Below are 17,621 nucleotides of genomic sequence, written 5' to 3' on the forward strand. Positions count from 1 at the left end.
GCACCGAACTAGAGCATGGCAGGCCGGATTGCCCCACAACTGGTCAGACCGGTAAGGCCAAAAATCCTTGCAATCAGGGATTTTTCGCGCTTTTATGGCCTCGCGCTGAACAAACCGGTAAGACCACAATAATTAAGTCCTGCGCTCTTTCGCCCCGTGCGGCTACCGAAGCAAGGACACCGATCAGAGACTCCTCCCATGCTCAAATGGTGCTCGCGTTCGATTTTCCTGCAAGTCGTACTCGGCCTTGCCCTCGGCATCGCCTGCGGTCTGAGCTTCCCCGACCTCTCCCTGCAACTCAAACCCCTTGGCGACGGCTTCATCAAGCTGATCAAGATGCTCATCGGCCTGATCGTGTTCTGCGTGGTGGTCAGCGGCATTTCGGGTGCGGGTGACCTGAAAAAGGTCGGGCGCATCGGCCTGAAGTCAGTGATCTACTTCGAAGTGCTGACTACCCTGGCGCTGGTGATCGGCCTGGTGTTCGCCTTCACCAGTGGCATTGGCAGCGGTGCCAATATTCACCTGGATCAACTGTCCGCCGCCGATGCCAACGGCTTGGCCGAGCGCGGCCAGCACATCCATGGCGCCACGGCGTTCTTCATGGACCTGATCCCCACCTCGGTGATCGGTGCCTTCGCCGACAACAACATTCTTCAGGTGCTGCTGTTCTCGGTGCTGTTCGGCAGCGCGCTGAACCTGGTAGGTGACTCGGCCGCCGGCATTTCGCGACTGATCAACGAACTGAGCCATGTGATCTTCCGCATCATGGGCATGATCGTGCGCCTGGCGCCGATCGGCGTGTTCGGTGCCATCGCCTTCACCACCAGCAAGTACGGCCTGGCGTCGCTGCAGCACCTGGGCGGGCTGGTGGCGCTGTTCTACCTGACCTGTGCCGGCTTCGTGCTGATCGTGCTGGGCACCGTCATGCGCCTGTCGGGCCTGAAACTGCTGCCGTTGATCAAGTACCTGCGTGAAGAGCTGACCATCGTCCTGGGCACCGCCTCTTCCGACGCCGTGCTGCCACAGATCATGCGCAAGCTTGAGCACCTGGGCATCGGCAGTTCCACGGTTGGTCTGGTGATCCCTACCGGCTACTCGTTCAACCTCGATGGTTTTTCCATCTACCTCACCCTGGCGATCGTGTTCATCGCCAACGCCACCGGCACGCCACTGGAAATGACCGACCTGCTGACCATCCTGCTGGTGTCGTTGGTGACTTCCAAGGGGGCTCACGGCATCCCAGGCTCGGCACTGGTGATTCTTGCCGCCACCCTGACTGCGGTACCGGCGATCCCTGTGGTTGGCCTGGTACTGGTGCTGGCGGTGGACTGGTTCATGGGTATCGGCCGGGCGTTGACCAACCTGATCGGCAACTGCGTGGCCACCGTGGCCATTGCCCGTTGGGAGAAGGACATTGACCTGGAGCGTGCGCAGAACGTACTCGACGGCAAGCCTGGCTTTGCCCCCACGCCACGCAAGCAACCCAACGCCCATCAACAGGAATTCTGAGCGAACGTGGCCGGCATGACGCCGGCCCTTCCAGGAGCGAACCGTGATCAGCTCATCAACCGTCGTCAACTCAGTGGTGGAAAAACTCCGCCAGGCCCTGGCCCGCGGCCAATGGCGCACCGGCGACATGCTGCCAGGCCAGCGCGAACTGGCCGAACAACTGGGCATCAGCCGCCCCAGCCTGCGCGAAGCGGTAACCGTGCTGGAAACACTGGGCCTGGTGCGCTCGTTACCCGGCAAGGGCGTATTGGTGCTGGATGCCGATGCCCAGGCTTCGGGCGTGGAAACCAGCACTGCGGCCAGCTTGGCCGACGTGCTGGAACTGCGCTACACACTGGAACCGTTCATCGTCGGCCTGGTGGCGCAGTCGGCCAACAGCCAGGACATCGGCCAGTTGCGCCTGACCCTGATGGACATGCGCGAAGCGCTGGAGGCCAATGACAGCGAGGCCGGGGTCAAAGCCTACATCGCCTTCCATGAGGCGCTGTTCGCCCTGACCACCAACCCGATTTTCCAGAGCGTGGTGCAGCAGACCGGCAATGCCCTGAAGCAAAGCGCCGACATGCTGCGCAACTCGCCAGAGCACCTGGCCGCGCGGCTGAAGGAGAACGAAGCGGTGGTGCGCGCCATTCGCGAACGCAGCAGCGCCCAGGCCAGTGCCCAGATGCGTCAGCACATCGTGGCCGAAGGGCTGCGCATGGGCATCGCGCTGAATATCCCGGACGAACATCCGCATCCATGACCTCAGGAGAGTGCCCATGAACGCCGCCCCCCACTTGCCTGCCCTGCTCGCGGCTGGCGAAACCCGCCTGTCGGCCGAGCAGATTTATCCGCGGCTGTTCGACGCCATTCTCGAACAGCGCCTGCCGCCGGGCAGCCTGTTGCCCGAACAGGCGCTGGGCCATGCCTTTGGTGTCAGCCGCACGGTGATCCGCCGCGTGCTGGGGCGCCTGTCCGACCAGCAGGTAGTGGTACAGCGCCCCAGCCACACCGCACATCTGGCTGCCCCCGACCCAGACCAGGCACGTCAGGTGCTCAGTGCCCGGCGTCTGGCCGAAACCACGCTGATCACCCTGGCCGCGCAACGCGCCCGGCCGGCGCAGGTACGCCAGCTACGGCAACTGGTGGAGCGCGAGCGCCAGCACCATGAGAGTGGCGAACGCTGCGCAGCGATCCGCCTGGGCGGCGAGTTCCACCTGAAACTGGCCCAGGTGGCGGCCAATGCACCACTGGCGCGATTTCTCAATGGGCTGGTGCCGATGACCTCGCTGATCATCGCACGCTACGAATCGCCGTGCTGCGATCACTGTGCGTGGGAAGAGCATGCGGCAATCATCGATGCCGTGGAGCAAGGTGATGCCGAAGCGGCGCTGGGGTTGATGCACAGGCACCTTGACCGTCTGGAAGAAAAGCTGGACCTGGAATAACCCGTCCAGACTGACGCGATCGCTCCCCCGTAGTACGCGCTCAAGCAACCATTTGCATCTGTGCTGACGCGGGCGATGGGCTGCACAGCAGCCCCAATAACCCCACCCTATACTTCGAGAACCACCCCAGCCTCTACCAGGGAGGCGGTCGCGTGAGTTCTCGAGCCCTCCTGTTGCTCTGCCTTCTGCTGGCCCTCGGCGGTTGTGCCAGCAAGCGCCCCCCTGCCCCGCCGCCGCCCACAATACTCACTCCCGCGGCCTGGCAACGCATCGACCAGGAACTGATAGAAGCTTCGACCGGTGCCGCCGGCTCAGCCAACGACTATGCCAGGCGCTCCATGCGGGTGTGGAAGGAGCAGGTGCAGCAACGCACCGAAAGCGACTTCATCCCCTGGTTCACGGGTTACTGGACCCAGCAGTGGCTGACCCTCAAGGTGGCCTGGTACAAGCTCGACAGTGGCGAGGGTCGGGAACCGGCAGAAAAACGCCTGGCCCTGTACCTGCAGGAGCAGTATCACGCGCGGGTGATCGAGCCGGTAGCCGAGCAGATCAACCCCGAAGGCATCCGCGACCGCGCCTGCGAACTGTACCTGCAACTGCTCGGCCAGCAACTGCCGGCCATCATCAGCCGTTACAACGCGCCGCCCGAGCAGTTCAGCCAGCGTCTCAACCGTATCCCCGCCATCGCCCTGGGGCCACCGGATGCGCGCAATGCCAGCCTGTATCAGCTGCTGCGGGCCAAGTCACTGGACCAGCAGCCGGCCTGGCAAGCCATGCGCCAGCACTTGCATCAACAGGCCAGCAAAGGCCCTGGCAGGACCGATGTCGGGCTCAACTCGGTGGCCACCCAGGCCAGCGAAAAGCTTGGCGCCACCCTGGCCCCACGCGGTATCGCCAGTGCCGTGGCATCGGCAGTGGGCAAAGTGGCAGGGGCGATGATTTCGATTGCTGCAGCCGGTTACGGGATGATGACCCATGACCGTGACCACCCGCAGATGGTCGAACAACTGCGGGTGATCCTGAACGTGGCGTTGAACCAGGAGTGGCAGGAGTTGATGGAGAACCGCCAGAGCGGGGCCATGGCGGGGGTCTATTACCTGTCGGGGCAGGTTGAGGACAGCTTGCTGGCCAGTGTGCCGCGGCCGGTGGAGCAGCAGGTCGAGCAGCAGCAGGCGCCTTTGATCATTCGCCTACCACCTTAATGGCGGCCTGTGCCGGCTCCTTCGCTGCGCCAGGCTGTATCAAGCGGTGGCCAAGGCAGAACGTGGCAGGCCAAACACGCGATCAAACGCCCAGTTGTAGGCAAAGGTGTAGCACGGCACCAGGATAATGAATGCCATATCCACCAGCAGCGCCTCCAGCAATGTCATGTCCAGCCACCAGGCAATCAGCGGAATCAAGTAAACCACCAAGGTCAACTGGAAGCCGATGGCATGCACCACCCGCCGCGCCACGCTGCGTCCCCGCTTGGCCTGGCGGCTCTCCCAGTACTCGAACAGGGTGTTGTAGATCAGGTTCCAGAGCATGGCGATGGTGGTGATCATCACCGCCAGCGGCCCGGTATGCGACGCCTGCGTATCTGACAGGTAGGCCAGCCCGAGGGTCGACATGCACAGCCCGATCAGTTCATAGAAAGTCACGTAGACCAGCTTGCGTTTCAATCCCTGCACCCAGGTTTCCTCCAAAGACAAAAAGCGACGGGGGCGATCATGCTTCAACGCACTTGACAGCAAAAGTCAGCAGCTGTCAGATCAACTGACAGGAGGCTGCCATGAATTTTTCCAGCGACAACATCCAGCTGTTTCTGGCCGTGCTCGACCACGGTTCGTTTTCTTCCGCAGCGCGCGCCCTCAAGCGGGTGCCTTCAGCCGTGAGCATGGCCATTGGCAACCTTGAAGCAGAACTTGGCTACAGCCTGTTCGAACGCGGCCCGCGTGAAGTTCGCCCAACCGCACAGGCCTTGGCCCTGAAGCCACACGCCAGGCTGATTGCCGAACAACTGGGGCTGCTGCAGGTTCATGCCCTGGAGTTGTCCCAAGGGCTGGAGAGCAGCCTGACCCTGGCCGTGGTACCCGACATCGATCACCGCCCGCTGCTGGCGGCCATCGCCAACCTAGGTAAGCGCCACCCCTTGCTGGACATTGCCCTGCTCAGCGCCCCGCAGGAAGAAGCCCTGCACTTGCTGGACAGTGGCCGTGCCGACCTCTGCGTAGCCTTTGCCGGCCTGCAGGTCGATGCCCGCCGCGGCTTCCAGCACATTGGCATGGAATCGCTGGTGGCCACCCTGTCGCCGGCCCACCCGGCCTTGCGTGAGGGGCGTATCCACGACCTCGAGGACCTGACCCGGGTGCGTCAGATTCTGGTGCGCAGCCGCGACCTGCCACTGGCTGACCCTCGCCCGCTGATCGGCGCCACACACTGGTCCACCGACAGCTTCGATCTGGCTTTGCAAATGGTGGAAGCTGGCTTGGGCTGGGGCGATCTGCCGTTGACGCGGGTCGCGCCGCTGCTGGCCAGCGGGCGTCTGGTGCGCCTGGAATTCCGCAATACACGCAACGAATTGCAACTGCCCGTGCATATCCTGTGGCGCAAACAACAGCCGCTGCAGCAGGCCGCACGCCTGCTGATCGAGCAGCTGGCTGACCCGTGACTGCCGTCCGTCGAAACGACTGTAAGAATTTTCTCTAAGCACTTCAATCTTTTACCCCTCAAGCCGATATCTCGGTCGATAGGCCCCGCATCGCGTCATGAGCGCGCTGCGCCCTCCCCTCATTGGCTCAAGGTCTCGAAACATGAACCTGAAATTTCGCCACAAGATCCTGCTCAGCGCCTGCGGCGTCGTGGTCCTGGCATTTGCCCTGTTCACGCTCTACAACGACTACCTGCAACGCAATACCATCCGCCAGAATATCGAAGCCTCGGTGCAGCAGTCCGGTGCACTGACCGCCAGCAGTGTGCAGAACTGGATGAGCGGGCGCATTCTGGTGCTGGAGAACCTGGCCCAGGACATCGGCCAGCAAGGCGCCGGCGACACCTTGGCAGGGCTGATCGAGCAGCCGTCCTACACGCGTAATTTCCTGTTCACCTACCTGGGCCAGGCCAACGGCGAATTCACCCAGCGCCCGGATGCCCAGATGCCCGCCGGTTACGACCCGCGCCAGCGCCCTTGGTATGGCGCCGCCGCCAGCGCCGGGCAGACCGTGCTGACCGCCCCGTACCAAGGGGCAGTCGGTGGACTGATGGTGACCATCGCCACGCCGGTGAAGAGCAAGCGCAATGGCGAACTGATCGGTGTGGTCGGCGGTGACGTGACCCTCGACACCCTCGTCGAGATCATCAACTCGGTCGACTTCGGCGGCATCGGTCACGCCTTCCTGGCCGACGCCAATGGCCAGGTGATCGTCAGCCCGAACAAAGACCAGGTGATGAAGAACCTCAAGGACATCTACCCAGGCAGCAACCTGCGGGTTGCCGCCGGCATGCAGGATGTCACCCTCGACGGCCAGGATCGCATCATCTCGTTCGCCCCGGTGGCCGGCCTGCCTTCGGCACAGTGGTACATCGGGCTGTCGATCGACAGGGACAAGGCCTATGCCGCGCTCAGCCAGTTCCGCACCTCGGCGATCATTGCCATACTGATTGCCGTGGCCGCCATCGCCGGCCTGCTCGGCCTGCTGATTCCGGTGCTGATGAGCCCGCTGACCACCATGGGCCGCGCCATGCGCGACATCGCCGAGGGTGAAGGTGACCTTACCCGCCGCCTGGCCGTGCAGAACAAGGACGAGTTCGGCGAATTGGCTACCTCGTTCAACCGCTTTGTCGAACGTATCCATGCCTCGATCAGCGAAGTGTCCTCGGCTACCCGCCTGGTGCATGACCTTTCGGAGAAAGTGGTCAGCGCGTCCAATGCGTCGATCATCGGGTCTGAAGAACAGAGCATGCGCACCAACAGCGTCGCTGCGGCCATCAACGAACTGGGCGCCGCCACCCAGGAAATCGCCCGCAACGCCGCAGATGCTTCGCAACATGCCAGCGGTGCCAGTGAACAGGCGCACGGTGGCCGTGAAGTGGTTGAAGAAGCCATCAGCGCCATGACTGCCCTGTCGCAACGGATCAGCGAGTCGTGCGCGCAGATCGAAACGCTCAACGCCAGCACCGACGAAATCGGCAAGATCCTCGACGTGATCAAGGGCATTTCCCAGCAGACCAACCTGCTGGCACTGAACGCCGCCATCGAAGCGGCCCGTGCCGGTGAAGCTGGCCGTGGCTTTGCCGTGGTGGCCGACGAGGTGCGCAACCTGGCGCACCGTACCCAGGAGTCGGCGGAAGAAATCCATCGCATGATCACCAGCCTGCAGGTGGGCTCGCGCGAAGCGGTGCACACCATGAACACCAGCCAGGTTTCCAGCGAACAGACCGTGCAGGTGGCCAACCAGGCCGGCGAACGCCTGGCCAGCGTGACCCAGCGCATTGGCGAAATCGATGGCATGAACCAGTCGGTGGCGACAGCGACCGAAGAACAGACTGCCGTGGTCGAGAGCCTCAACCTGGACATCACCCAGATCAACGCCCTGAACCAGCAAGGTGTGGAGAACCTCAACGAGACCCTGCGCCATTGCGACCAGCTGGCCCAGCAGGCTGGACGTTTGAAGCAGTTGGTGGGCAGCTTCAGGATTTAAACGCCGGGTTCAGGCGGCGACGGCCTATGCCTGTTGTCGCCTGTACCAGTCCCTTATGCAGCCACCGCCTTCGCAGCCCTGCCCCGCCGTACCCAGGCCAGCAATACCGCCGTCATCAGCACAAAGCCCAGGTAACCGAAGAACGGGTACACCTCACCCACCAGGCTGATGAACCCCACCAGGCTACAGCCGAACGCCACCACCCCGGTCACCACCGAGCCCCAGCGAAACTTCGTCGTGCCCGCCGGCAACAGCCGCGAGAGGAAGGAAAACAGCGTGCCCACCGCGGTGTTGACGATCATGCCGAAGATGATCAGGCACATCACCAGCCCCAGCAGTGGTGACACTTCGTTGGCAATCGACAGCATCGGCATCGGCTGGTCGGCCACACTGTCCAGGCGCGACAACAGCCCGGCACTCATCACCAGCATCAGGCCGCCTAACGCTGCACCACCGAGCAGGCCTCCCCACACCGCGGTTTTCTCGCCCTTGGCCGAACCGCCCAGAATAGCCAGGATCGGCGCACCCGCGACGATGTTATACGACACATACAAGAACGCCCCCAGCAGCCAATGGCGGGTGCCGGCCTGTTGCTGGCTGGCCACCTGATCGAGCGCAGCAAAGCTCTGCTCGCGGGTGATCACGGCATACAGCGCTATCGCCGAAGCCACCAGGATCAGCAAGGGGGTGATGGCGCCAATTGCAAGAATCATCTTGCGCACGTCCAGGCACACGATACCGACCACCACCAGCGTCACCAGCACGCTGCCGGTCAGGGCCGGGATGCCAAACTGCTGCTCCAGCAATGCACCACCACCGGCCAGCATGACCACGGTGACGGCGAACATGAAAAAGGTGATCAACCAGTCGACGAACATGCCCAGGTGACGGCCGCAGATGGCCAGGATCACATCCTTGTGCGAGGTGGCCTGCTGGCGATTGCCCAGCCCCGCCAACGCCATGCCGAGGAAGGTGAACAGGGCGGCGCTGACCAACGCGCCAGCCAAGCCCCACACGCCGAAATCGACAAAGAACAACAACAGTTCCCGCCCTGAAGCGAACCCCGCCCCCACGATCACGCCGACAAATGCGCCGGCAATCTTCAGCTGCTCTTGCATGTGAACCTCTGGATTTATTGTTGTTTTGTCATCGCCGTCGCATACATGTCGTAGGGGCGGCCTTGCAGCCCATCGCGACACAAGGTCGCCTCTACACGGGCTCTTTGCCCTGTCAGGCGTCGCCGACGAACGCCTGCACTTCGATCTCCACATCCACGCCCAGGGCCAACGCCGAGGCCACGGTGGAACGCACCGGTAGCGCCGCGCCGAAGAACGCCTTGTACACCTCGTTGAAGCCGGCGAAATGGCGCATGTCCGACAGCCAGACCGTGACCTTCACCACCTGATCGAAGCGCGCGCCACAGGCCGCCAGGCTTTCGGCGATACGCTCGCAGGCAGCACGGGTCTGGGCCTGGATATCACCGCGCACCACTTCGCCGCCGGCGCTCATCGGCACCTGCCCGGAGAGGAACAGAAAGCCACCGGCCTTCACCGCGCGGGAAAACGGGAACGGCAAGCTGCTGGGGAAACGCTCAATGTCATTGCTCATGGGATGCTCCTTTCAGGGTTGCTGGAAACGGGCCGGGGACAGGCGCTCGGGCGCCACGCCCTGGCTGATAAGGCTGGCACACAACGGCTGGCCCAGTAGCACGTCGGCGGCCAGGCGCGAGGCGCCCGCTGCCGACTGGATGCCATAGCCACCCTGGGCCGCCAGCCAGAAAAACGCGGGGGCATGCGCATCGAAACCGATCACCAGGTCGCCGTCGGCAACGAACGAACGCAACCCGGCCCAGGTGTGGCTCGGGCGGCGGATCGCCAGGGTGGTCATGGCTTCAATGTTGTAAATACCCAAGGCCACGTCGAACTCCTCGGGCGCGGCATCCTGTGGCTCAACCGGGTCGGCATTGGCTGGCGACCCCAACAGTTGGCCGGCATCAGGCTTGAAGTAGAAGCTTTCATCGACGCCAATCACCGCAGGCCAACGAGTAAAGTCCTGCTCTGCCGGACCAGGGAAGGTGAAGGCGCTACGACGGCACGGTTGCAAACCGATGCGCGCCACCCCGCACTGCTCGGCCACACGGTCCGCCCAGGCACCTGCAGCATTGACCAGACATCGGGCCTGCAGGCGGCTGCCATCAGCCAACTCCACCTGCCATACGTCGTCCAGGTACCAGGCCTGGATCAGCTCGGCGTTGCAGCGCAGTTCACCGCCGGCGGTGCGATAACCACGCAAGAAGCCTTGGTGCAAGGCATGTACGTCAAGGTCCATTGCACCTGGCTCAAGCACGGCGCCGGCCAGGGTTTCGCCACGCAGGCTGGGTATCAGTGCCAAGGCTGCATCCCGGTCAAGCAGGCTGACTTCTGTGCCATTGGCCAGGTTCTGCGCGTAAGTTTGCTCAAGCAGTTCCCGCTGCTCCAGGCTGGCCACATACAGACAGCCTCGCGGCTCCAGCAGCGGGTGCTCGCAGAAGCCCTGCGGTGGCGATTCGTAGAAGGCCCGGCTGGCGCGGGTCAGTGCCTGGATCTGTGGGGTGCCGTAAGCCTCCATGAACATGGCCGCCGAACGCCCGGTGGAATGGTAGCCAGGCTGCGATTCACGCTCGACCAGCAGCACACGCTGCTGGCCGGCCAGGCGGTAGCCCAGCGAGGCGCCGGCGATGCCAGCACCAATGATCAGGGTGTCGTAGGTCGGGGTCATGAACGCTCCTGCCAGGCTAATTATCATTTATGAGAATTCTAATATATGAGAATTTAGAAATGCGCAAGGGTCCAAGGTAAGATGCCCGACCAACGCCGCATGCCGAGATCCCTGAATGCCTTCAGCTCTACCCCAGCTTGACCGTGCAGTAGTGGGCCAGCGCCTGCGCCAGGTGCGCAAGGCGCGCCAGATGACCCTCAAGCAATTGTCCGAAGCCAGTGGCGTGCCGCTGTCCACGTTGTCGAAGATGGAACTGGCGCAGGTGTCGGTCAGCTATGAAAAACTGGCCGCTGCTGCGCGGGCGCTGAATGTCGATATTGCCCAGCTGTTCCGCGCCAGCGGCACGGTCAGCGCCCCGGTGCCGGTGACCGTGGTGGTCGACTCACTGCCCGCAGCGGCGGGTTATTCGACCGGCACCTACGACTATTATCCGATTGCCGGGGATTTCCCCGCACGACGCATGACACCGGCCTATGCCCGCATCATTGCCCGGGAACGCGGCCAGTTCGACGATTTTATCCGCCACCCCGGGCAAGAGTTCGCGCTGGTGCTGAGCGGGCGCGTGCGCATCGAGTTCGAGACCGGCGAAGCGGTCAGCATCGGGCCGCAGGAGACTGCGTATTTCGACAGCCAGGTGGGGCACATCTACCTGTCGGAAAGCGATGACGGTGGTGATGCCCATGTCATGGTGGTGATGACTGATCGTTGATCGGTCGCGCCCGCCAAGGCAAGCCTGGTTATAACCTAATAACGAACAAGTCTATTTGGCTATAAAAAAATCTATATGCTGACTGGCATCCGATAACGGGCAAAGTTGGGCAGTCGAGTAGCGTATGGATGTAGGTTCTTTCGGTTTCACCATTGCTGGCCTGGTCGTGGGCTTCATCGTCGGTATGACCGGCGTCGGTGGCGGCTCGCTGATGACCCCGATCCTTTTGTGGTTTGGCATCCACCCGGCGACCGCTGTCGGCACCGACCTGCTGTATGCAGCGATCACCAAGGCCAGTGGCGTGTGGGTGCATGCGCGCAACAAGAACATCGACTGGAAAATCACCGGCCTGCTCAGCCTAGGCAGCGTGCCCGCAGCGGCGCTGACCCTGTGGTTCCTCAGCACCCTGCACGCCGATACCTCGGCGCTCAACGCCATCATCAAGCAAGGCCTGGCGGTGGTGCTGATCCTGACCGCCCTGGCCATCCTGTTCAAATCGCGCCTGCAGGCCTTCGCCAGCCGCCATGCCGGTGATCACTACCACCTCAGCGACCGCAGCCTGAACATCCTCACAGTGCTGACCGGCGTTGTGCTTGGAATAATGGTCACCCTCACCTCCATCGGTGCTGGCGCCCTGGGTACGGTAGCGCTGTTCCTGCTGTACCCGTTCCTGGTCACCCGTCGCCTGGTCGGTACCGAAATTGCCCACGCCGTGCCACTGACCTTGGTAGCGGGCCTGGGCCACGCGGGCATGGGCAACATGGATTGGTCGCTGCTGGGCTACCTGCTGCTGGGCTCGCTGCCAGGCATCTACCTGGGTAGCCACCTCACCGGGCGGATCTCCGACCGCGTGCTGCGCCCTTGCCTGGCAGCCATGCTGCTGATGATCGGTTACAAGCTGGCGTTCTGAGCCTTAGCCCAGGCGCAACCGCCACTGCCCGGTAAAGCTCAGTTGCAGACGTGACAGCGGCAGCACGTCGATTCGCTGCCCGGCACTCATCGGACACCCAAGTACCTGTACCAGCATGGCGCGCATGACCATCGGGTGGGTCACTGCCAGCCAGTCACCCGGCCTGTCGAAGGCCGCCAGCCAGGCGGCCAGGCGCTGGCATAACGCAGCGAACGACTCGCCACCATGCACGGCACTGGCCGGATCCTGCAGCCATTCGGCCAACTCCTGCGGTTGCTCGGCTTGTAGCTGCTTCAACGACACACCCTGCCAACGCCCAAGGTCGCAATCGGTCAATCCCGGATCGACCTGTACAGCCCCCGTTAACCACGCAGCCGTCTCACAGGCCCGCCGCTCTGGCGCACTCAGCAGTTGCACGCCTGAACGGTCGCCGTCTGACTGTCGGGCTAGCGGCAGGATGCCATCATCCGTATTGTGCAGGCGCCCGTTCTTCTGGGCCTGGGTCAGGGCATGGCAGATCAGGGTCAGGCGGATGGCTTTCACCAGGCATTTCTCGCAGCGGGCTGGGGTGCATGGTTTAGCATGCTGCGAGACGTTTGGCTGCAACAATGTCGTCGGCCATGCGCGACCCGATTGACCCGCGATTGGGCCGCATCGCGGCACTTTGGATCAGAAGTTGATATTCAGCGCAGCAAACACAGCCCTGCCCGGCTGGTTATACGTGTTTGCCCCCGAGCTGCTGGCGTTGCCGCCGCGCAGGATCTGCTTGTCGAAGACGTTGTTCACGCCTACCCGCACGTCGTAGTTGGCATTGAAACTGTACCCGGCGCTCACGTCCACCAGGCCATAGGCCTCGACGTCCTGCTGGGCGATCTTGTCGTAGTCCTGCTGGGTGCGGTAGTTGTAGGTCGGCGATTTTTGCTTGCCGAAGTAAGTACCCGCTACCTGGAATGACAGCTGCTCGGTGGCGCGCCAGTCGAGGCTGGTGTTGACGGTGTATTCCGGGATCACCGACAGCGGCTCGCCCGTTTCGCGATCATCGTTGTCGAGCATCCAGGTCAGGTTGGTGTTCCAGTCCAGGGTCGGGGCCAACTCGATGAAGAAGTTGCCTTCGACACCTTCCACCCGCGCCTTTCCGGCGTTGTCCCACTGAGTCACGCGGCTGCCGGTACCAATGGTGTAAAGCACATCGGTATCACCGATGATCTTGTTCTTGTAGTCGTTGCGGAAGTAGGTGGCACTGGTGCGCCAGGTACCCCGGTCGTACAGCAGGCCGATTTCCTTGTTGACGCTGATCTCGGGCTTGAGGTCGGCGTTGCCCTGCAGGTAGCAGCCGCCATTGTTGGTCTGTTGCACGCTGCAGCCATTACCGCGGCTGTACAGCAGGTAGTTGGGGTTGGACTGGTACAGGTTCGGAACCTTGTAGGCACGGGCGATACCACCTTTTACCGACAGCGCTTCGGTGAGCTTGTGCGACAGGTTCAGGCTGGGGCTGAAGTTGTCACCGAAGGTTTCGTGGTGGTCGAAACGCAGGCCCGGCGTAATGGTGGTGTCGCCAACGATGATGTTGTCTTCTACAAACAGCGCATAACTGCGTGCGGTCACCTTCGAGCTGCTGCGATCGAAGCCGACAAGGCTGTCATTGTTGGTGGGGTCGGAGCTCTGCGGGCGCAACGAACCTTGGTCGTTGAGGGTTTCGTACAGGTACTCGCCGCCCAAGGTAAGCACATGTTCTGTGCTGCCCATGGCGAACGGCAGGTTCACCTCACTGCTCAGGCGTGTGTTGCGCAAACGTGACATGGCTCCACCTTCGTTGCTTGGGGCACCTTCGGTGCGGCCAGCCAAGCCCTCGTTAAGCCGCCAATTGCGTACGTATTCGTAGGCCAGCGTGGTCTTGCTGGTACCCCAGGTGAAATCACCGAGGTGGGTCAGGTCATAAGTACTGCGCTGCATCACGTTGGTTTCGTGGCCGTAGAGGCTGGAGACGAAGTCGACGTCTCCGCCGCCATTGCTGTTCATGGTGTCGCCAGCAAAAATGTTGCCCTGACGGCTGTAGCCGGCACTGGCTTCCAAGCGGTGCTCGTCGTTCAGTTTCCAGCTCAGCAGGCCGTTGACGTCCTTGTTGCGAACGCCTTCCCGCCCGGCTACCAGGGCGCTGGTGGCATGCCCGGCGTTGATGTCCAGATCGTCGGCGTCAGTCTTTGCCAGACCACCGTACAGGCGGAAACCCAGGTTATCGGTCAGGCCGCCACCGAGGTTGAAGTTGGCTCGGCGGCTGGCGCCCTCTGCGCTGTCTTCAGGCAGCTGCGTGTACAGGCTGACGCTGCCTTTCAGCTCGTCGGAAGGGCGCTTGGTGATGATGTTGACCACCCCGCCCATGGCGCCGGAGCCATAGCGTGCGGCGGCAGGGCCACGCAAGATCTCGATGCGCTCGACGGCTTCGGCCGGCACCCAGTTGGTTTCACCCCGAGTATCACGGTCACCGTTCCAGCCATAGCGCACGGCGTTGCGCGCGCTGGATGGCTTGCCGTCGATGAGGATCAAGGTGTTTTCAGGGCCCATGCCGCGCAGGTCGATCTGCCGGTTGTTTCCGCGTGCCCCACTGGCACTGTTGCCGGTCAGGTTAACCCCGGGCTCGCGGCGGATGATGTCGGACAGGTCATTGGCCGGCGGGTGGCGCTTGATGTCCTCGGCCGTGATGATCGACGTGCCCAGGGCCTGTCGCGCCTCGCGCTCGGCAGTGATCAGGGTGTCCTGGATCACCAGAGCGTTGTCGGCGACGGGCACTTCCAGGACCTCACCCGCACGCCGCTCCTCGGACTCTGCCGCTGTCGCCAGCATGGACGGCGACGCCAGCGCAACGAACGCCAGGGCCAGGCTGTTGGGTGAAGTTCTGCACTGCATGGGTACATCTCCTGCGATTCATGAGCGAAAAGGCACATCCCTGTAGGAAACCGGGAGCCCTCGCCCACCGGCCCCGCACTCAGTTTGGCGGCCAACAGGGTTGGTAAATATAGAGAGTCGCAAATGCGAGTAAATCTTATTTACGAAGTTTACATGTTTGTAACTGAACTTTGCTGAACCTGCTGACCGGTGCGGGGCTTGCCGGCCCTCCCTTGCAGGACTGATGCTGCTGCGCTGAACCTGGCTAGCCCTGCGATTGAGGCGTTAGAGGGGTTCGGGGCGCCAAGGATGCCGGCAATACACGGAGGAAAGGGGCCGAGATGATCGCGATGCTCGCTGTGGCGATCTCACCCCCAAGCCGAACTAGGCCAGCGCAGCCTCCTGCTCCAGCAACGACCAACCGCCATGCCCATCCACCTCAAGCCGGTGGGTATGAAACGCCGCCAGCGTGCTGCGGTGGCCGACACTGACCAGCAATGCACTCGGCATTTCTGAACGCAGCAACGCATACAGGGCATGCTCGAGCCCTTCATCCATCGCCGAGGTGGACTCATCGAGAAACACCACCTGAGGCCGGTTGTACAGCACCCGGGCGAAAGCCAGGCGCTGCTGCTCGCCCACCGAGAGGATGTGTGACCAGTCGCAGCTGACGTCCAGACGCTCGGCCAGGTGGGCCAAGTTGACCTGGCGCAATGCCTGCTGCATGAGCAGTTCATCCTTGGGGTTGCTGGCTGCCGGGTAGGCAATTACGGTACGCAAGTCACCTAGCGGCAGGTAAGGGCGTTGCGACAGGAACAGTGCCTGATGGCCCGTTGGCCGCCTGACCTTGCCTTCGGCATACGGCCAAAGGCCCGCCAGGGCACGCAGTAGCGTGGTTTTACCACTGCCTGACGGCCCTTTGATCAACAACGCCTGACCGGCGTGCAAGCTCAGGTCCAGGTCGGCGATAAGGGCATGTCCGTCCGGGCGCAGCACCTGCAGGCCCGCGATCTGCAGCGCATGCGCCTGGTCTTCGGTCGTGACGCGCGGCAACGCACTTGCCTGCTGGTTGGCATCGAGAAAGCCGGTGAGACGGTCAAGGGTCGCGCGGTACTGCGCGAACGCATCGTACGACTCACGGAAGAACGACAGAGAATCCTGCACCTGCCCAAAGGCCTGGGAAGTTTGCATGACGTCGCCCAGCTTGATCGCCCCACTGAAGAAGCGCGGAGCCTGAAGAATGAACGGAAACACAACAGCAACCTGACTGACACCCAAGTTGAAGCCACTGAACTTCAGGTTCCGGTACACCAATGCCCAGGCATTCACGATCAAGGCAGCAAAACGGCCGAGCAACGTGCCCCGCTCGACTTGCGCACCTTGGTAGAAGGCAATGTTCTCGGCGTTCTCACGCAGGCGCATCAACGCGTAACGGAAGTTGGCGGTGAGTTTCTCGTTGAGGAAGTTAAGCCGGATCAGTGGGCGCCCGAGGCGGAAGGCGACCCAGGTGGCGATGATGACATACAGGTAAACGGCAAATACCATCGCCCGAGGGATCTCCACGCCGGCCACCGTCAATGGTGCTGACAGCCCCCAGAGGATGCCGGTGAACGCCACCAGTGAAACCAGCGCACTGACTGCACCCAAGGCAAGGCTGACTGAGTTGGTGACGAAAGCGTTAACGTCCAGTTCGATACGCTGGTCAGGGTTGTCCACTGGCTCGGCAAGGAACTGGCCACGGTAATAGGCATCGCCCTGCATCCAGTCGTGGGTCAGGCGCTCGGTCAGCCAGACCCGCCACTTGATACTGAATGCCTGGCTGACATAGAAGGTGAACAGCGAGCGCAGCACATGGATGGTGGCCAGCACCGCGAAGACCCCGAGCAGGTACCAGAACGCCGCCTGGTCAAGGCCCTGCAAGGCGCTGTAGAAGCCGTTGTACCAAAACGAAAACAGCACGTTCAGGCGAACCGAAAACAGCGTCAGGACCAGCAGCAGGGCAAACACCAGCAACGGCCGCCAACTGCGCCTGAAACTGAAATAGGGCCCGGCAAGCTGCCAGAACTGGCTGCCCCAGCGTGTAAAACGCACGGCCAGAGTTGCGGCTGCAGTGAAGCTGACAAGGGTGATGAACGAGGCGACTGCCAGCCAGCTTAGGCTCTCTTGCAAGGCCTGATGCCAGTTCATTTCCATGGTAAGTATCCGTGCTGAGTATTTCCGCGAGCGTAGCATTACGCTGTCATTCGTCAGGTATAAATGACGCACATTTCATGATTTGTAAGAGCGGGTTTACCTGCGAATGGGCCGGGCCTGCTGGCCAATTTCCACCGCCGTTCACCGTTGCCGCCGCCACCGTATTCGCGGGTAAACCCGCTCCTACACAGATCGGTGGTAAACACACATCGATGGTTGGACACAGCCCGTCGTAGGAGCGGGTTTACCCGCGAACACCGGCAACGCCGGTGCCATCTCCGCTCCCACAGGGATTCAAGCAAGCCCAGGCTTTTTTGCCCACAATGACAAAACCCCTACCTGCATACGCAGATAGGGGTTTTGCGAAATGAATCTTGACGATGACCTACTCTCACATGGGGAAACCCCACACTACCATCGGCGATGCATCGTTTCACTACTGAGTTCGGGATGGGATCAGGTGGTTCCAATGCTCTATGGTCGTCAAGAAATTCTGTTGCCAGAATGTCCAGATGGACAGCCCAGCGAATCCGGATATGCGATATTTGTGGTCG

14 protein-coding genes, 1 rRNA gene and 2 pseudogenes are annotated in these 17,621 nt (G+C 62.2%); 9 read left to right on the plus strand and 8 right to left on the minus strand.

All coding sequences use genetic code 11. The annotated features are described in order from the left end of the window. The first annotated feature begins 198 nt into the window (after nt 1-198). The 4 genes from ACF8FG_RS18415 to ACF8FG_RS18430 all read left to right on the plus strand — a co-directional run bounded on the left by ACF8FG_RS18415 (nt 199) and on the right by ACF8FG_RS18430 (nt 4,138). A complete protein-coding gene (locus ACF8FG_RS18415) occupies nt 199-1,509 on the plus strand; it encodes a C4-dicarboxylate transporter DctA (protein WP_012053078.1) in 1,311 nt (436 codons plus the stop codon). A gap of 43 nt (nt 1,510-1,552) precedes the next feature. After that, complete coding sequence (locus tag ACF8FG_RS18420; RefSeq protein WP_014591692.1) at nt 1,553-2,251, plus strand: FadR/GntR family transcriptional regulator; 699 nt, start codon at nt 1,553-1,555, stop codon at nt 2,249-2,251. A gap of 16 nt (nt 2,252-2,267) precedes the next feature. After that, nucleotides 2,268-2,936, plus strand: coding sequence for a GntR family transcriptional regulator (locus tag ACF8FG_RS18425; RefSeq protein WP_014591693.1), 669 nt, complete (start codon nt 2,268-2,270; stop codon nt 2,934-2,936). Nucleotides 2,937-3,088: 152 nt separating this feature from the next. Then, nucleotides 3,089-4,138 (plus strand): hypothetical protein, encoded by a 1,050-nt coding sequence (locus tag ACF8FG_RS18430; RefSeq protein ID WP_019438687.1) that lies wholly within the window; start codon nt 3,089-3,091, stop codon nt 4,136-4,138. Between the two features lie 39 nt (nt 4,139-4,177). Here the strand turns inward: ACF8FG_RS18430 and ACF8FG_RS18435 are convergent, their stop codons facing one another. After that, nucleotides 4,178-4,606: a PACE efflux transporter gene (locus ACF8FG_RS18435; RefSeq protein WP_014591695.1), complete on the minus strand. Its 429-nt coding sequence runs from the start codon at nt 4,604-4,606 to the stop codon at nt 4,178-4,180. Between the two features lie 101 nt (nt 4,607-4,707). Here ACF8FG_RS18435 and ACF8FG_RS18440 point away from each other — a divergent pair, with 101 nt between their 5' ends. The 3 genes and pseudogenes from ACF8FG_RS18440 to mcpA (ACF8FG_RS18450) form a co-directional block, all read left to right on the plus strand. Further along, complete coding sequence (locus tag ACF8FG_RS18440; protein ID WP_014591696.1) at nt 4,708-5,586, plus strand: LysR family transcriptional regulator; 879 nt, start codon at nt 4,708-4,710, stop codon at nt 5,584-5,586. 142 nt (nt 5,587-5,728) lie between these two features. Further along, nucleotides 5,729-6,760: pseudogene (gene mcpA, locus ACF8FG_RS18445) on the plus strand (methyl-accepting chemotaxis protein McpA); the annotation flags it as partial. Between the two features lie 258 nt (nt 6,761-7,018). Beyond that, nucleotides 7,019-7,615: pseudogene (mcpA, locus tag ACF8FG_RS18450) on the plus strand (methyl-accepting chemotaxis protein McpA); the annotation flags it as partial. A 53-nt stretch (nt 7,616-7,668) separates the two neighbouring features. On the opposite strand, the gene ACF8FG_RS18455 reads toward mcpA (ACF8FG_RS18450), so the two are convergent. The 3 genes from ACF8FG_RS18455 to ACF8FG_RS18465 all read right to left on the minus strand — a co-directional run bounded on the left by ACF8FG_RS18455 (nt 7,669) and on the right by ACF8FG_RS18465 (nt 10,372). Further along, nucleotides 7,669-8,733 carry a membrane protein gene (locus tag ACF8FG_RS18455; RefSeq protein WP_014591698.1) on the minus strand — a complete coding sequence of 355 codons (1,065 nt, stop codon included), beginning with the start codon at nt 8,731-8,733 and terminating at the stop codon, nt 7,669-7,671. Nucleotides 8,734-8,845: 112 nt separating this feature from the next. Beyond that, on the minus strand, nt 8,846-9,223 hold the full coding sequence (locus ACF8FG_RS18460) for a RidA family protein (RefSeq protein WP_014591699.1): 378 nt from the start codon (nt 9,221-9,223) through the stop codon (nt 8,846-8,848). A gap of 12 nt (nt 9,224-9,235) precedes the next feature. After that, a complete protein-coding gene (locus ACF8FG_RS18465) occupies nt 9,236-10,372 on the minus strand; it encodes an FAD-binding oxidoreductase (RefSeq protein ID WP_267273808.1) in 1,137 nt (378 codons plus the stop codon). 115 nt (nt 10,373-10,487) lie between these two features. Between ACF8FG_RS18465 and ACF8FG_RS18470 the strand changes: the two genes are divergently transcribed. Both ACF8FG_RS18470 and ACF8FG_RS18475 read left to right on the plus strand, forming a co-directional pair. After that, nucleotides 10,488-11,081 carry a helix-turn-helix domain-containing protein gene (locus ACF8FG_RS18470; protein ID WP_012053085.1) on the plus strand — a complete coding sequence of 198 codons (594 nt, stop codon included), beginning with the start codon at nt 10,488-10,490 and terminating at the stop codon, nt 11,079-11,081. Between the two features lie 124 nt (nt 11,082-11,205). Further along, complete coding sequence (locus ACF8FG_RS18475) at nt 11,206-11,991, plus strand: sulfite exporter TauE/SafE family protein (protein ID WP_014591701.1); 786 nt, start codon at nt 11,206-11,208, stop codon at nt 11,989-11,991. A 3-nt stretch (nt 11,992-11,994) separates the two neighbouring features. Here the strand turns inward: ACF8FG_RS18475 and ACF8FG_RS18480 are convergent, their stop codons facing one another. From ACF8FG_RS18480 to rrf, 4 genes are all read right to left on the minus strand, one after another. Continuing rightward, a complete protein-coding gene (locus tag ACF8FG_RS18480) occupies nt 11,995-12,534 on the minus strand; it encodes a histidine phosphatase family protein (protein ID WP_081384725.1) in 540 nt (179 codons plus the stop codon). Between the two features lie 126 nt (nt 12,535-12,660). Next, nucleotides 12,661-14,895, minus strand: coding sequence for a TonB-dependent siderophore receptor (locus ACF8FG_RS18485; RefSeq protein ID WP_014591703.1), 2,235 nt, complete (start codon nt 14,893-14,895; stop codon nt 12,661-12,663). 363 nt (nt 14,896-15,258) lie between these two features. After that, nucleotides 15,259-17,067 carry an ABC transporter ATP-binding protein/permease gene (locus tag ACF8FG_RS18490; RefSeq protein WP_070384139.1) on the minus strand — a complete coding sequence of 603 codons (1,809 nt, stop codon included), beginning with the start codon at nt 17,065-17,067 and terminating at the stop codon, nt 15,259-15,261. Nucleotides 17,068-17,439: 372 nt separating this feature from the next. Then, nucleotides 17,440-17,555 (minus strand): 5S ribosomal RNA (rrf, locus tag ACF8FG_RS18495). Between the last annotated feature and the right edge of the window lie 66 nt (nt 17,556-17,621).

The sequence above is a fragment of the Pseudomonas sp. YQ_6 genome (assembly GCF_043103245.1).
Lineage (GTDB): Bacteria > Pseudomonadota > Gammaproteobacteria > Pseudomonadales > Pseudomonadaceae > Aquipseudomonas > Aquipseudomonas alloputida.